This window comes from Aerococcaceae bacterium zg-252, assembly GCA_016237705.1.
GTDB classification, from domain to species: domain Bacteria; phylum Bacillota; class Bacilli; order Lactobacillales; family Aerococcaceae; genus Globicatella; species Globicatella yangjingiae.
Genome location: CP066204.1, coordinates 1,930,629 through 1,944,202, shown reverse-complemented (window position 1 = coordinate 1,944,202; position 13,574 = coordinate 1,930,629). Strand labels below are relative to the sequence as shown.

The 13,574-nt window shown below is 35.9% G+C and carries 9 protein-coding genes and 1 pseudogene; 6 read left to right on the top strand and 4 right to left on the bottom strand.

Annotated elements, in window-relative coordinates; translation table 11 throughout:
- The first annotated feature begins 1 nt into the window (after position 1).
- Positions 2–745 carry an MBL fold metallo-hydrolase gene (locus tag JDW14_09140; GenBank protein QQD65423.1) on the top strand — a complete coding sequence of 248 codons (744 nt, stop codon included), beginning with the start codon at positions 2–4 and terminating at the stop codon, positions 743–745.
- A gap of 54 nt (positions 746–799) precedes the next feature.
- A complete protein-coding gene (locus JDW14_09135; protein ID QQD65422.1) occupies positions 800–1,807 on the top strand; it encodes a lipoate--protein ligase in 1,008 nt (335 codons plus the stop codon).
- Between the two features lie 64 nt (positions 1,808–1,871).
- Here the strand turns inward: JDW14_09135 and JDW14_09130 are convergent, their stop codons facing one another.
- Both JDW14_09130 and JDW14_09125 read right to left on the bottom strand, forming a co-directional pair.
- Positions 1,872–2,531, bottom strand: a complete 660-nt coding sequence (locus JDW14_09130) for an adenosylcobyric acid synthase (GenBank protein ID QQD65421.1) — start codon at positions 2,529–2,531, stop codon at positions 1,872–1,874.
- Between the two features lie 82 nt (positions 2,532–2,613).
- On the bottom strand, positions 2,614–3,954 hold the full coding sequence (locus tag JDW14_09125; protein ID QQD65420.1) for a Mur ligase family protein: 1,341 nt from the start codon (positions 3,952–3,954) through the stop codon (positions 2,614–2,616).
- Positions 3,955–4,252: 298 nt separating this feature from the next.
- On the opposite strand from JDW14_09125, the pseudogene JDW14_09120 reads away from it, so the two are divergent.
- Positions 4,253–5,255: pseudogene (locus JDW14_09120) on the top strand (ROK family protein).
- Here the strand turns inward: JDW14_09120 and pgmB are convergent.
- On the bottom strand, positions 5,246–5,905 hold the full coding sequence (pgmB, locus tag JDW14_09115) for a beta-phosphoglucomutase (GenBank protein ID QQD65419.1): 660 nt from the start codon (positions 5,903–5,905) through the stop codon (positions 5,246–5,248). The pseudogene JDW14_09120 and the gene pgmB sit on opposite strands and share 10 nt — an antisense overlap.
- Positions 5,906–6,033: 128 nt before the next feature.
- The gene (locus JDW14_09110) at positions 6,034–7,029 is read right to left on the bottom strand and encodes a helix-turn-helix domain-containing protein (GenBank protein QQD65418.1); all 996 of its coding nucleotides are present in this window, start codon (positions 7,027–7,029) and stop codon (positions 6,034–6,036) included.
- A gap of 517 nt (positions 7,030–7,546) precedes the next feature.
- On the opposite strand from JDW14_09110, the gene JDW14_09105 reads away from it, so the two are divergent.
- The 3 genes from JDW14_09105 (at position 7,547) to JDW14_09095 (ending at position 13,460) form a co-directional block, all read left to right on the top strand.
- A complete protein-coding gene (locus JDW14_09105) occupies positions 7,547–8,938 on the top strand; it encodes an MFS transporter (GenBank protein ID QQD65417.1) in 1,392 nt (463 codons plus the stop codon).
- Between the two features lie 297 nt (positions 8,939–9,235).
- On the top strand, positions 9,236–10,882 hold the full coding sequence (locus JDW14_09100; GenBank protein QQD65416.1) for a glycoside hydrolase family 3 protein: 1,647 nt from the start codon (positions 9,236–9,238) through the stop codon (positions 10,880–10,882).
- Complete coding sequence (locus tag JDW14_09095; GenBank protein ID QQD65415.1) at positions 10,869–13,460, top strand: family 78 glycoside hydrolase catalytic domain; 2,592 nt, start codon at positions 10,869–10,871, stop codon at positions 13,458–13,460. The genes JDW14_09100 and JDW14_09095 overlap by 14 nt, the downstream gene beginning before the upstream one ends.
- Positions 13,461–13,574 lie beyond the last annotated feature (114 nt).

Genomic DNA, 13,574 nt, shown 5'->3' with positions numbered 1-13,574 from the left:
CATGAAATTATATTGTATAGGGTCAGCTGGTGGCTATCCAATGGGTGACAATGGGACTACCTCGTATGTTGTTACTTCAACGGACGAACAGTTTCATTTGTTACTTGATGCTGGTAGTGGCTCAGCCTTGGCGATTGAACATTATTTGCCAGTTAATCAATTAAATGCTGTTTGGTTAAGTCATGACCACCCAGACCATAGTGCAGATATTGGTATTTTTCAACATTTGTTTTTCTTGAAAAAACCAGCCAGTGAACACGGAATGATTCCAATTTATTTGAACGAAAATTCGAAATTATGGCCGATTATGATGGATGATGCGAGTACAAAAGCGTTACCATATCGTATTCAAGAACCTATGACGATTGGGCCTTTTAAAGTGCAGTTTATTCAAACGACTCACCCAGTGGAGTGTGCAGCCATTCGATTAGAAGAAGAGTCGACAGGCAAAGTATTAGTTTATACAGCAGATTCGGGCTGGCAAGATTCTTTGGTTGAGTTTGCAACGGGTGCAGATGTTTTAGTGGTAGATACGAATTTTAGCCGTTCATTTGGGCAAAATGTCCTACACATGACGAGTGAAGAAGTTGCGACATTAGCTAATCGTGCTAAAGTGAAACACTTGGTGGTAACGCATATTCCACCACAAGCAGATGCTGAACAAATTATGGCAGAAGTAAAAGAAGTGGCGAATGCAACGATTAAGGTATCCAGAGCATTACCACGAATCGAATGGGAATTTTAAAACATAGTGCGACGATGAGCGTTTTAGCTCGAATCAGAATAAGGAGTGTATAAAATGATTTTTGTTGACAATGGAAATAATTATGATGCAAGTGTCAATATTGCATTAGAAACTTATCTTGTTGAAAATAAATTAGTAGACGAACCGATTTTATTGTTTTATATTAATAAACCGTCAATTATTATTGGGCGTAACCAAAATACGATTGAAGAAGTGAATCAGCCTTATTTAGATGAACATGGTATACAAGTTGTACGTCGTATGTCTGGCGGTGGTGCGGTTTATCATGATTTAGGAAATGTCTCATTCTGCTTTATTAAAGATGATGACGGCTCGTTTCGTGATTTTGCAAGTTTTACAAAACCGGTGATTGATGCCTTACATAAATTAGGTGCAACAGGTGCTGAATTACAAGGACGTAATGATTTATTGATTGACGGTAAGAAGTTCTCCGGCAATGCGATGTATGCAAAAGACGGTCGTATGACAGCCCATGGTACTATTTTATTTAATTCAGATTTAGATGAAGTAAATAATGCTTTGAAACCACGCAAAGAAAAAATCGAATCTAAAGGGATTAAATCAGTTCGTTCTCGTGTAACGAATATTGCACCGTATGTGAACGATGAATATAAATCATTATCAATCGAAGAATTTCGTGATGTGTTATTGTTAGAAATTTTTGGTGTGCAATCAAAAGAAGAAGTACCACAATATATGTTGACGGAAGAAGATTGGAAAAAAGTTTATGAAATTCGTGAGCAACGTTTTGGTAATTGGGATTGGAATTACGGCGAATCGCCAGCATTTGATATTGAGAAAAGTAAGAAATTTGACTTTGGTTTCGTTGATTTCCGTTTCAATGTTGTAGCCGGAAAAGTAAGTTCAGCTAAAATTTATGGTGATTTCTTTGGATTAGGGGATATTAAAGACGTTGAAGATGCTTTAATTGATGTCCGCTTTACAAAAGAAGACTTTTTAGCTGCGTTTGAAAATATTGATGTGAATAAATATTTTGGTCGTGTGACACAAGAAGAATTAATGGACTTGTTGTTTGGCTAGACTATATACAAATAGACACCTGCTGGTTTGTGCCGGCAGGTGTTTTTCGCTTTTTGTGCGAATACTATTGTTTTTCTTTTTGTTGAATAGCTAAGTCAACAATGTGGCGAGCTAACCATTCATTGCGAACAAGTAAAGGGCCATGGAAATAAGAGCCAAAGGTATTTTTGTAGTGGACACCCTCCGTTTTATCCACACCATTATTACCGTTTCCTTTTAAGACACGTCCTAAAGGCTGTAATTGGTCGGTCAAATGAGTGACACCATTGTGATTTTCAAAACCGTAATAAGTTTGCTGATTCACTTCGTCATAAATTTCGATATCACCAATAAAACGGCTATTAATTTGACGTTCAGTATAATGTGGCAAAATGCCAAGTCCTTTAATTTGTTCGCCATCAGCCGTTGTATAATATTGACCGAGCATTTGAAATCCCCCACAAATTGAAAGCAGAACACCGTCTGATTCAATATAGCGTGTTAATTCTGGAATTAAGCGTTGGCAATCTTGGGCAATAATTTTTTGTTCAAAGTCTTGTCCACCACCGAAAAAGACAATATCAAAATCATCAGCATTAAATGAATCATCTAAGCTAACCATAGTGGTTTCAACATGATAGTCTTTTTCACGAGCATAGTATTGAATCATTAATAAATTACCATTATCACCATAGGTGTTAAGTAAGTTACCATATAAATGGCAGATGCGTAGTGTTTTTGTCATAAATGACCTCGTTTCTATAAAATAGCTAAGTTTAGTAATGCCTTGATAATAATGAGAGTATCAAGTTTCTTAACAGGGTGAATTATTTTTTGAGATAACCACGTTTAATCAATGTATCACGCAAATCTAACATTGCTGTATAAGTTGCTAAGATGTGGACGTATTCAGTATCAGTTTGTTGAATACGTTGAATGATGTCATCATGGGTATCTACTTGTGTGATGATGTCAGGATTGATACCAGCAACTTTTAGACGTAATGTCATTTCGTCAGCACGCATACCAGAAGTAATCACTTTTTCAATTGGAAACTCAACAATTTGTTCATAGTCACCGTCCCAAATCCAACTAACGTCAGTTCCGTCAGCATAACGATTATTTAAAATGCTGACTAATGTAAATGGATTTTTGTCTAAACCAATCAGTTCGAGTACTTGGTTAAGTCCTACTGGATTTTTTACAAGGTTTAATAATACTTTCTTACCGTCAATCTCAAAAATTTCTTGGCGACCAAAGACACGTCCAGCACCAGCAAAACCTTGAGCGATTGCGTCCGGTTTGACACCTAGGAAAGATGCGACACTGTATGCAGCGAGAGCATTGTAAATATTATAAAGTCCTGCAACTGGGATACGGAATGAATGTCCGTTAATATTAAAGTGTGAATGTGTTAAGGCTAATTCGTTTAATTCAGTAATTTTATAAGTTAATTCAGGACGTTTAAAATCACAGTGGGCACAATAATATTTGCCGAGATTAGCATAAGTTAAGGCCTGATACTGCAAAATCTTGTGGCAGTGTGGACATAATAGACCGTCTGTATTATAGTGTGGTGTCACTTCATGGTCAGGTTTGTAATCGAATCCAAAATAAATACGTGGATTTGGTAATTCCACTGAATTAAATAAAGGTGAGTCGCCATTGGCAATAATTGTTGCATTCGGTGCTTGTTTAGCTGCATCTGTCATCAATTGATAGATAGAGTAAATTTCGCCGTAACGATCCATTTGGTCACGAAAGACATTAGTATGGACAAATGCGATTGGTTGTAAATGTTTCACCACGTGTTTGAGTGATCCCTCGTCAACTTCTAAAATAGCAATCCCTTTTTGACCTTTTGGTAAGGTGGGAGCTGATAAAAAGGTACTAACGATACCTTGTGCCATGTTACTGCCGGTTGGATTGGTAATAATATGGGTGAATGTTGTTTGCAGTGCTTGAACCGTCAAAGCAGTCGTCAAGGTCTTTCCATTGGTACCTGTAATGATAATGACATGATAATCTTTTGCTAAATAACTTAATATATTTGGGTCGATAGTAGTTGCGACTTTACCAGGCAAGCTGCTGCCTCCACGTGTAAAAGTAGTCAATGCCCATCGTGTCAATTTACCTGCAGAATGTGCAAGTGTACTCTTAAATGACATCTTTGTCTTCCTTTCGAGTGAGTAGTTTTATTACTTCACTATTCTAGCAATGATTGAAAAAATAATAAAGCCAAACAGATTATTTTTGTGAAAAATAACTGTACTAAATACAGTATAAAATATAGATAGCATGCTAGGAGTGGAGGAAACATAAGAACCACAGATATTGGATACGTTTTCTTTTTTGGTTGACTATTAGCGAGTTCATTAAGTTAAATGGATAGCGATGTAGGTGTTTTATTCGAAGTGTTAACTAGATGAAATGCCGTTAATAAAGATTTTTGAAAGGAGCATTAACATGACAATAAAAGATTATTTGAGTATTGATATTGGAGGCACGCAAATTAAGTATGCAATCATCAATCAACAGGGGCAACTCTCTGAAAAATCAAAACAGATGACTCCCGATAATTTAACTGATTTTTTAACAGTTATTGATAGCATTGTGGAGAAATATCATGCCCGTATTAGTGGGATTGCGATTAGTTGCCCTGGAAAAGTAGATAGTAAAGACGGTGTCATCTATTTTGATGGTTCATTGCCATTTTTACATGAATTGAATCTCCCTAATCATATTCAATCAAAATTCGATTTATTAGCAACAGTCATTAATTATGCTAAAGCAGCAGCGTTAGCTGAGCTATGGCAGGGCAATTTGAAAGGTGTTCAAAATGGATTGGCGATGATTTTGGGAACTGGTGTTGGTGGTGGTATCATTTGTGACGGAGCATTACTACAAGGCCAACATTTTCAAACTGGTGAATTGAGTTTTATGACTATTCCAAGTGAAGCCTTTTTACCCCAGAATTTGACTGGTGTTTATGGTTCTGCAGTTAGGATGATTGAAAAAAATTGCAACAGACTTAGAGATAGAAGATACCAGAAATGGTGTTGCTGTATTTGAAGCGATTAATAAGAAAGATAGTCGTATCTGTCCTATATTTGAAAATTATTGCTTACACATTGCTTATCTCGTTTATAATGTGCAAGCTGTGATTGATATGGAACGTGTAGTGATTGGTGGAGGTATCATTGCCCAGCCGATTGTTTTAGAAGAAATAAAGCGTCAATATAATAAGATATTAAATCAGTTAGAGTTTATTAAACCAATGATTACGCCAGTTGATATACAATTATGTGCGATGGGGAATGATGCTAATTTACTAGGTGCACTTTATCAATTGTTGGTGAGTGAGGGGAATAAATATTACAAAACTGGGGAAAAGCAATCCATCCCAATTGGATATATTACTTGCCCCAGCTTTAATGCTATATGGAATTTAGAACATTATTATTTATGAAATGCTACCCAAGCGTCTTCTATTTCTTTGAAATTCAAGTCGGCAGTACTGTCAAAACGTTTATGAGCGTGGTCGAGTTCAGAACCACCAGTCGCAATGGATACACTACCAGCAGCGTTAATCGCTGTTACACCAGCTACTGAATCTTCCACTCCGATACAATCAGCTGGATTTAGTCCTAAAGCGTGAGCAGCAGCTAGGAAGATATCTGGTGCAGGTTTTCCATTAGCAACTTTACTAGGGTCAGCAATAGCATCGAATTGATTGGATAACCCTAGTTTTTCTAAAATAAGGGGACCGTTTTTGCTAGCAGAAGCTAGTGCTAATTTAACGCTATGATTTTTAAGTTCGATAAGCAGCTGGGAAATTCCAGGTAAAATATCTTTTTCAGTCAATGCATCTAACGCTTTGACATAAGCATCATTTTTTTCTTCAGCTAAATTATCAAATACATCTTCGTCTAGTTCGATATTGAGGTAGTCTAAAATGACTTTCAATGAATCTTCACGACTAACCCCTTTAGTTTTTTCTTCTAACTCATCAGGCAGTTCGGCATTAAAATGTTTTTTGACAAGATTTCTCCAAGCAGCAAAATGGTAAACAGCTGTATCTGCAATGACTCCGTCTAAATCAAATAAAGCACCTTTCATGATTAAAACCTCTTTTCTAAAAATATAAGTAATAGCAATCGAATGACTAGTTTTTATATGATTGCTATTTAAGATTTCTGATGACAAGTATATCACAGCTTAAATATTTTTTGCTATATGCAAAAGCATCAAGATTTCTTGCGAAATTCTTTCGGTGTGCAATGATAATATTTTTTAAATTGACGGAAAAAATAACTCGTATTGTTAAATCCGGCTTCACTAGCGATTGTATCAATCGAAAAATTTGTATTACGGAGCAAGTCTGATGCAATTAATAAACGTTTCTCAAGTAATATTTCTTGAAAGCTTTTGCCAATATATTTTTTGAGCATATTACTTAGGTAATTGCTGTTATAGCCAAATACTTTGGATAAATCTTGGAGTTTTAAATTTTGATGATTTTCATCGATAAAAGTCAAAATTTTTCCGTAATCAAAAGTGGCATCACGATGCATGGAAAGATTATTGGTACGAAAGATACGAATTAATTCCATTAATATGAGCTGCATATAATGGTCTAGGAAAGTTTCACGTTTATTTTGATAGGACCAATATTCTGCTAAAAAGAGTTGTATTTGTTGATGAAAATGTTCGCTTAAATTGGTATCAAAAATCATATATTGGTCATGACTTGCCTGTTTGTTAAAAGCATCGGCAAGGAAATTTGAGATTAAACTAGCTTCATTTTGTAATTGAAATAAAAAGAGTGAAGAAAATGTTTCTTCATTGATGAGAATATTGATTAATATATCTTCTTCTCCTAGTGGGTGGATAGAATGTGGCACATCTTTATCTAGTACACATAGACTTCCTTGGGGAAGAATGACAGTTTCGCCATGAATAACTTGAGTGCAGCTACCTGCATATACATAAGTCATTTCAATAAAATCATGTAGATGTTCAATCATAGGAGCAAAACGATTATGTTGATTGATAAATATTTTTTGATTATCTGTAAAAAAAGCTTCCTTAGGGAATCGAATAATATTATAAGTAGGGTCGACATAAGCCGAGTAGGAAGTACCTAATGTTGGGAAATCATTGATAGATATTCCGGTATCTCTCTGCTTCTTTTCAAAAACATTAATATGATGTAGATATATTTCTAGTTCGTTAAGATTCATGCTTTATCCTTTCTTGTCGTGAATGTGTGCTAACTGCCAGAATATAGCTGTAGATAGTACATTATATCTTAAAATAAGTGCATTGTAAAAAAGAAGCAATATTATAAAATAAAATTGTGAAACGGTTACAGGTAAGGAGGCAGATAGAATATAAAAATTGAGCGAGCTAATGGATATTTTGGCGATTAAATACAAATTGGTCAATAAAAATAATTATCAGGTGATGATAATAAAGCTGCTGAATTTTTTGAAGAGATTAACATTAATCAAGTAATTTTGGTACCGATTTTTAGTTAGATACTGAAATTATAATTAAAATTCAAAATGATTATTTCGAACAATCTCGGTATAAGATTCATTTGCTTTTTATCATTTATGTTGAACAATTTAAAGGCAAGGGATTCCAGAAGTTGCTTAGAAAGTAGTGAAAGAAAATAGAAGTTTCGAAGTGTTAGCAGAATCTTCAAGTTAAGCTATGTATTAAAAATATGTGAGCCATAACAGAAAGGAATAGAATATGTTAAAAGAGAAAAGTGTATCATCCAAAGTATCTTTGAGTGAAAAAGTAACTTTTGGATTTGGAAATTTAGCAGCGAATTTAATGATTACAACTGCGAATGGATTTATAACTTATTTTTACACAGATGTCGTGGGGTTGACAATTGGCGTAGTAGGAACGATTCTTTTGTTCGCTAGGGTGTTTGACGGAGTTTCAGATTTAGTTGCTGGAGCGGTTGTTGACCGAACAGCAACAGCTACGGGTAAAGCAAGACCTTGGATTAAGCGTATGATTTTACCGTATGGGTTAGCACTTATTTTACTTTTTACGTCTCCGGCATTTTTACCTGAGGGAATGAAAGCAATCTATGCTTTTGTGACTTATGTAATTTCTTTGGCAGGGGTCTATACTTTTACAATGGTTCCTTATAATACTTTGATTGGAACAACAACTTCTGACCCTAAAGAACGTGGATTTCTATCTACTTCTAGAACAATTTTTGGTTTTGTAGGTGCGTTTGCTGTTAACGGTGCAGTATTAAAAATTGTAGAAAGTTTTGGTTCAGTAACAGATGCATCTTCATGGACTAAAATGGCAGCTGTATTTGCACTTCTTTCAATTGTCTTATTAACACTACTGTATAGCAATTCTAAGGAGCGTGTTCTTGAAAGTAGCGAAGCATTAAGTGCAGATAGAGCACAAAAAGTTTCGACTTCAGATAATATTAAGGCACTTTTAAAAAATAAATATTGGGTTATTATGATTTTGTCAATGCTTATTAGTTTCATCAATGCTGGTTTGGGTGGCATTAACATCTTTTATGCACAGTGGATTTTAGGAGATATTAGTAAAGTAGCATTGTTAGGTATGCTATCATTTGCACCAATTATTGCAGGAAGTTTTATTGTTCCGATTTTTATGGCGAAAATGTCTAAACGCAATGTGATGTTATTAGGGAGTTTTGTTATTTTAGTAGGACTTATTATTTTGGCATTGTTCCCAACTGACTTTACGATGATTTGTGTCGGACTGATTATTCGTGGATTAGGAACTGCTCCGAGTGCAGTGGCAGGATTTGCGATGTTAGGGGATATTGCAGACTACGGTGAGTGGAAAACAGGTATTCGTTCAGACGGTTTAATTTTCTCTGCCGCTACTTTTGGTGAAAAAGTTGGTTCTGGACTTGGTGGTTGGATTTTAGGTATTATTATGGCAATGGCTGGTTATGTAGCGAAAGCACCAACACAAACAGCAGCGGCATTATTTTCAATTAAGGCAATTTTTGCATACATTCCGATTATTTTTACAGTTATCACGATTGTATTAATGTTCTTCTATGATTTAGATAATAAAATGCCAGAAATTTTGAAAGATATTCAATCTCGTTTAACGGGTAGTGATAATGCTTAGTAAACTAAAAAAGGAGAGAAGCTAGGCTCTCTCCTTAATTTATTAATCAATAGGAAACAATGAGCGGCTTAAACTGAATCACTGGAAGAAAATACCGAAGTGCGAGTATTGCACATAGGGATTTTCTGAAGTGGACGTTGAGCCTGCCTGAGCTAACCAGAATAGAACATAGTGTGAGCGAGGGCGTTTAGGCTCAAACCACTGGAAGAAAATACCGGAGAGCGAGTATCGCACATAGGGATTTTCTGAAGTGGATGTTGAGCCTGCCTGAGCTAACCAGAATAGGAGGAACAACCTTTGAATTTAAAAACAAATCCATTTTACCTAGATGATGAGGCTATCACATGGGTAGAAAATACATTAAATGAATTGTCGACAGATGAAAAAATTGGACAATTATTTTTGCCAATTGGTTATAGTAAAGAGCCGGAATATTTAAACCATTTATTGCAACTGGGTATTGGAGGGCTATTTTTCAGACCGGGTGAAGCGTCTGAAGTGCATGAAACGTATAAATATATGCAAGAGCACAGCAAGGTTCCGTTATTGACTACTGCTAACTTAGAAGACGGAGGAAACGGAGCAGCGTTTGAAGGGATAGCTTTCGGTCGTCAAATGGCTGTAGCTGCAACCGGTAATGCTGAAGATGCTTATACGCTTGGAAAAATTGCTGCTAGAGCCGGTAAAGAAGTCGGTGTTAATTGGGGCTTTTCACCGGTTGTTGACGTAGATTATAATTTTAAAAATCCGATTACGAATGTCAGAACTTATGGTAGTCAATTAGAACATGTTATTGAAAGCAGTAAAGCATATATTCAAGCATTTCATGATAATGGCTTGATGACATCAATTAAGCATTTTCCTGGAGACGGTGTAGATGACCGTGACCAGCATTTATTAACTTCAATTAATTCATTATCCGTTGAAGCATGGAAGAAAACATTTGGTAGAGTCTATCAAGAATTAATTGACTTTGGTTCTAAGGCAGTCATGATTGGGCATATTGCCTTACCAGCTTATACAGGAGATGAAATGCCAGCGACGCTTAGCTCTAAACTTTTACAAAATTTATTGCGAGAAGAATTAGGATTTAATGGATTAACGATTACTGATGCGACACCAATGGTTGGTTTTGGTGCAGCAATGAAGCGAAGTGAAGCAGTTCCTTATACCATTCAAGCTGGTTGCGATATGCTATTATTTAATCGTGTTTTAGAAGAAGATTTTCAATTTATGAAAGACGGGCTAGCTAATGGTATATTGACGCACGAACGTCTGGACGAAGCCGTTACTCGCATTTTAGCAGCAAAAGCCTCATTAGGTCTTCATAAAGGAGTGCATCATGGTACGGCACAATTTGAAGATTTTTCTAAGGAGCAAAAAGATTTGGCTGACCGTTCAGTGACCTTAGTTAAAGATACGCAACAGTTATTCCCATTAAAAGTAGCAGTGCATAAACGTCTGTTAGTTCAAATATTAGGTGGCTTTGATTCTAATGCTCGTGTGACGGCTAAAGTAACTGAAGAACTAGAAAAACGAGGCTTTGAAGTGACAATCTATGAGCCTGAAACGAATTTTTATGATTTAGATACAGTAGCAGGATTTACTGCCAAGTATGATGCGGTTCTTTATGTTGCGAATATTGAAAATGCAAGTAATCAAACCGTTGCACGTATTAATTGGCATACTCTGTTTGGTTTAGGGAATAATTTGCCTTGGTTTGTGAAAGAGTTGCCGACAGCTTTGATTAGTTTAGGGAATCCGTATCATCTTTATGATTTACCAATGGTGGATACAGTTGTCAATAGTTACTGTAATTATAATCATTTCATTGAGGCAACGATTGAAAAAGTGGTAGGTGAGTCAACGTTTAAAGGTATTTCACCGATTAATCCATTTTGTCAAAATACTATTTTGGAGGAACTTCGACATGAAAATTCATAATCTTAAAGTGAATGGTGTTAAAGAACCACTTGGCTATCAGTATGATTATTTGACTTTTTCGTGGGAATTCAGTGCAGAAGAACCGATAGATGATTTAGAATTTACGGTTGAAGTATCAAAGAGTTTGCAGTTTGATGAAATTGTATGGGCAGAAAAGACGGATAATACGTTTAATACTTTAACAACGGCTCGTGATTTTTTAGAACCATATACTTGTTATTATTGGAGAGTATCTGCAGGAAATTGTTCGCAAATAAGTCGATTTGAAACGGCTAAAGAAGATGAATCTTGGCTAGGAGAATGGATTTCATATGAAGAAGAGACTCTTCCAAGTGTTAATTTTTCTAAAACTATTCAGTTATCAAAACCAGCTCAAAAAGCACGTCTTTATGCTCTAGGGTTAGGGTTATATGAGATTGAATTAAATGGACAAAAGGTAGGACGAGAATATCTTAATCCCGGCTACCATAGTTATGATTTAATTAATCAATACCAAACTTATGACATTACAAATGATTTGAAATCAGATAATCAATTAACCTTTATCGTGGGTAATGGTTGGTATCGCGGTCGTTTTATATTTGAAGGTGGCTTTGAAAATATTTATGGTGATAAGCAAAAACTCATTGCTGAATTACATGTCACCTACACTGATAACAGTCAAGAAGTATTCATTACTGATGATAGTTGGACAGTTACAAGTTCTATTATTCAAGACAATTCTATTTATGACGGTGAAGTGATTGATTTTTCAGCTAAGGAAAAATCTTTAACTCCAATGATTTTACAAGATACTAAAAATCTTTTGACAGCTCGTATGGATTTGCCGGTGAGTGTTATGGAAACATTGACGCCTAAGATTTTTCGAGATGCAGCGAATAATCTGATTTTAGATTTTGGTCAAGAGATTACGGGGTGGATAACAGGTTTATTACCTGCTGGAAAAGAGCGAGTGACTTTCCAATTTGGCGAAATTTTACAAGACGGTCAGTTTTATACGGAAAATCTCAGAACAGCCAAACAAACTTTTACACTACTGCATAATGACCAGGATAGAGTGATACGGCCACATTTTACATTTTTCGGTTTTCGTTATGTAAAAGTAGAGGGGTTAACAGAGGAAGAAGCTACTCATTTTAATGCTCAAGTGTTGCATAGTGAAATGGACGAAACTTTCCGTTTTAATTCTTCGCATACGAAGTTGAATCAATTATTAAGTAATATTCGTTGGAGTCAAAAAGATAATTTCTTGAGTATTCCAACAGATTGCCCACAGCGAGATGAGCGTATGGGTTGGACTGGCGACATTACAGTGTTTGCGAATACAGCTTCCTATAATATGGAAACTCGAGCATTTTTAGGGCATTTTATGACTAATTTACGGTTGGAGCAAAAAGAATTAGGAGGAGCAGTGCCATTTTTTGCACCTTATCCGAAAATTGCACCAAGAGAGGGATTAAATCCATTTTTAACAAGTGCGGGTGCTGCAATCTGGGGAGACGCAAGTACGGTTCTGCCACTAACGCTCTATAAACACTTTAGAGATAAAGGGTTATTATCTCACCATATTGAGGCAATGACTGACTGGGTGGATTATATTTATCAACAAGATGAAGCACGTGGTGGAAGACGGCTCTGGGATTTCGGGTGGCAACTAGGAGATTGGTTAGCGTTAGATTCTGGTATCAAAGGGTCAGTTTTTGGAGCGACTGATTCAGCTTTAGTTGCATCTGTTTATTATTATATTTCAGCAGATTATACAGCAAAAGCATTAGAGATATTAAGTGATAGCAGGGTGAATCGTTATCGACAATTAGCTGAAGAGATACGAAAAGCTATTATTGAAACTTACTTTGTTGATAATAAATTGAATTTAAAACCTGTAACATTACAATCCGAAGTAGAGCAAATTAGACAAGGAATGGCTAAACACTTTGGTGGACAAGAAATACCAACATGTGTTGATAGTCAAACTGGATTGAGTTTGTTATTGCAGTACAAATTGTATCCTAATGAAGCAGCAAGAGAGGATTTAACTCAGCGTTTAGCAAATAATATGGCAGAGCATGACGGATTTTTAACGACAGGTTTTGCTGGGACACCTGCTTTGCCCCATGCTTTGTTAGAAAATGGACTTGAGAAAGAGGCGTTTCAGTTATTATTTAAAGAATTAGCACCAAGTTGGCTTTTTGAGGTGAATATGGGTGCGACAACAACATGGGAACGTTGGGATTCAATACTGCCTGACGGTAAAATTAGTGGGATTGACATGAATTCGATGAATCATTATGCTTACGGTGCAGTTGAAGATTTTATTATTGAAAAGTTGTTAGGTATTAATTTACCAGAAGTGCATGACGACTCAGCAATGTATATGATTAAACCACATTATACGAGTCATTTAGATTGGGTAGAAGGTAGTCTGATGACAGCGAATGGGGAGATATCCGTTCGGTGGGAGAAAATAAATGATGCCTATCAAACGACGGTAACTGTACCAGTGAGAACGAACGCTAAGTTTGTACTGAAGACAGGAGAGGTCATTGAATTATTGCCAGGGAAGAATGTTATCGGGTAATTTTAATAGATGAATGTGGTTATTAAAGAGACAGTGCAGTAAGTATACTAATATATGCTGATTGAAGTCCAGAGTGATTATTTGCTTTTAAATGAAGGAGAAATATTATAAGTG

What these genes read in the sequence shown, in the direction of transcription:
- JDW14_09140 (QQD65423.1), top strand. Translation starts at nt 2, where the DNA reads ATGAAATTATATTGTATAGGGTCAGCTGGTGGCTATCCAATGGGTGAC.
- JDW14_09135 (QQD65422.1), top strand. Translation starts at nt 800, where the DNA reads ATGATTTTTGTTGACAATGGAAATAATTATGATGCAAGTGTCAATATT.
- JDW14_09130 (QQD65421.1), bottom strand. Translation starts at nt 2,531, where the DNA reads ATGACAAAAACACTACGCATCTGCCATTTATATGGTAACTTACTTAAC.
- JDW14_09125 (QQD65420.1), bottom strand. Translation starts at nt 3,954, where the DNA reads ATGTCATTTAAGAGTACACTTGCACATTCTGCAGGTAAATTGACACGA.
- pgmB (QQD65419.1), bottom strand. Translation starts at nt 5,905, where the DNA reads ATGAAAGGTGCTTTATTTGATTTAGACGGAGTCATTGCAGATACAGCT.
- JDW14_09110 (QQD65418.1), bottom strand. Translation starts at nt 7,029, where the DNA reads ATGAATCTTAACGAACTAGAAATATATCTACATCATATTAATGTTTTT.
- JDW14_09105 (QQD65417.1), top strand. Translation starts at nt 7,547, where the DNA reads ATGTTAAAAGAGAAAAGTGTATCATCCAAAGTATCTTTGAGTGAAAAA.
- JDW14_09095 (QQD65415.1), top strand. Translation starts at nt 10,869, where the DNA reads ATGAAAATTCATAATCTTAAAGTGAATGGTGTTAAAGAACCACTTGGC.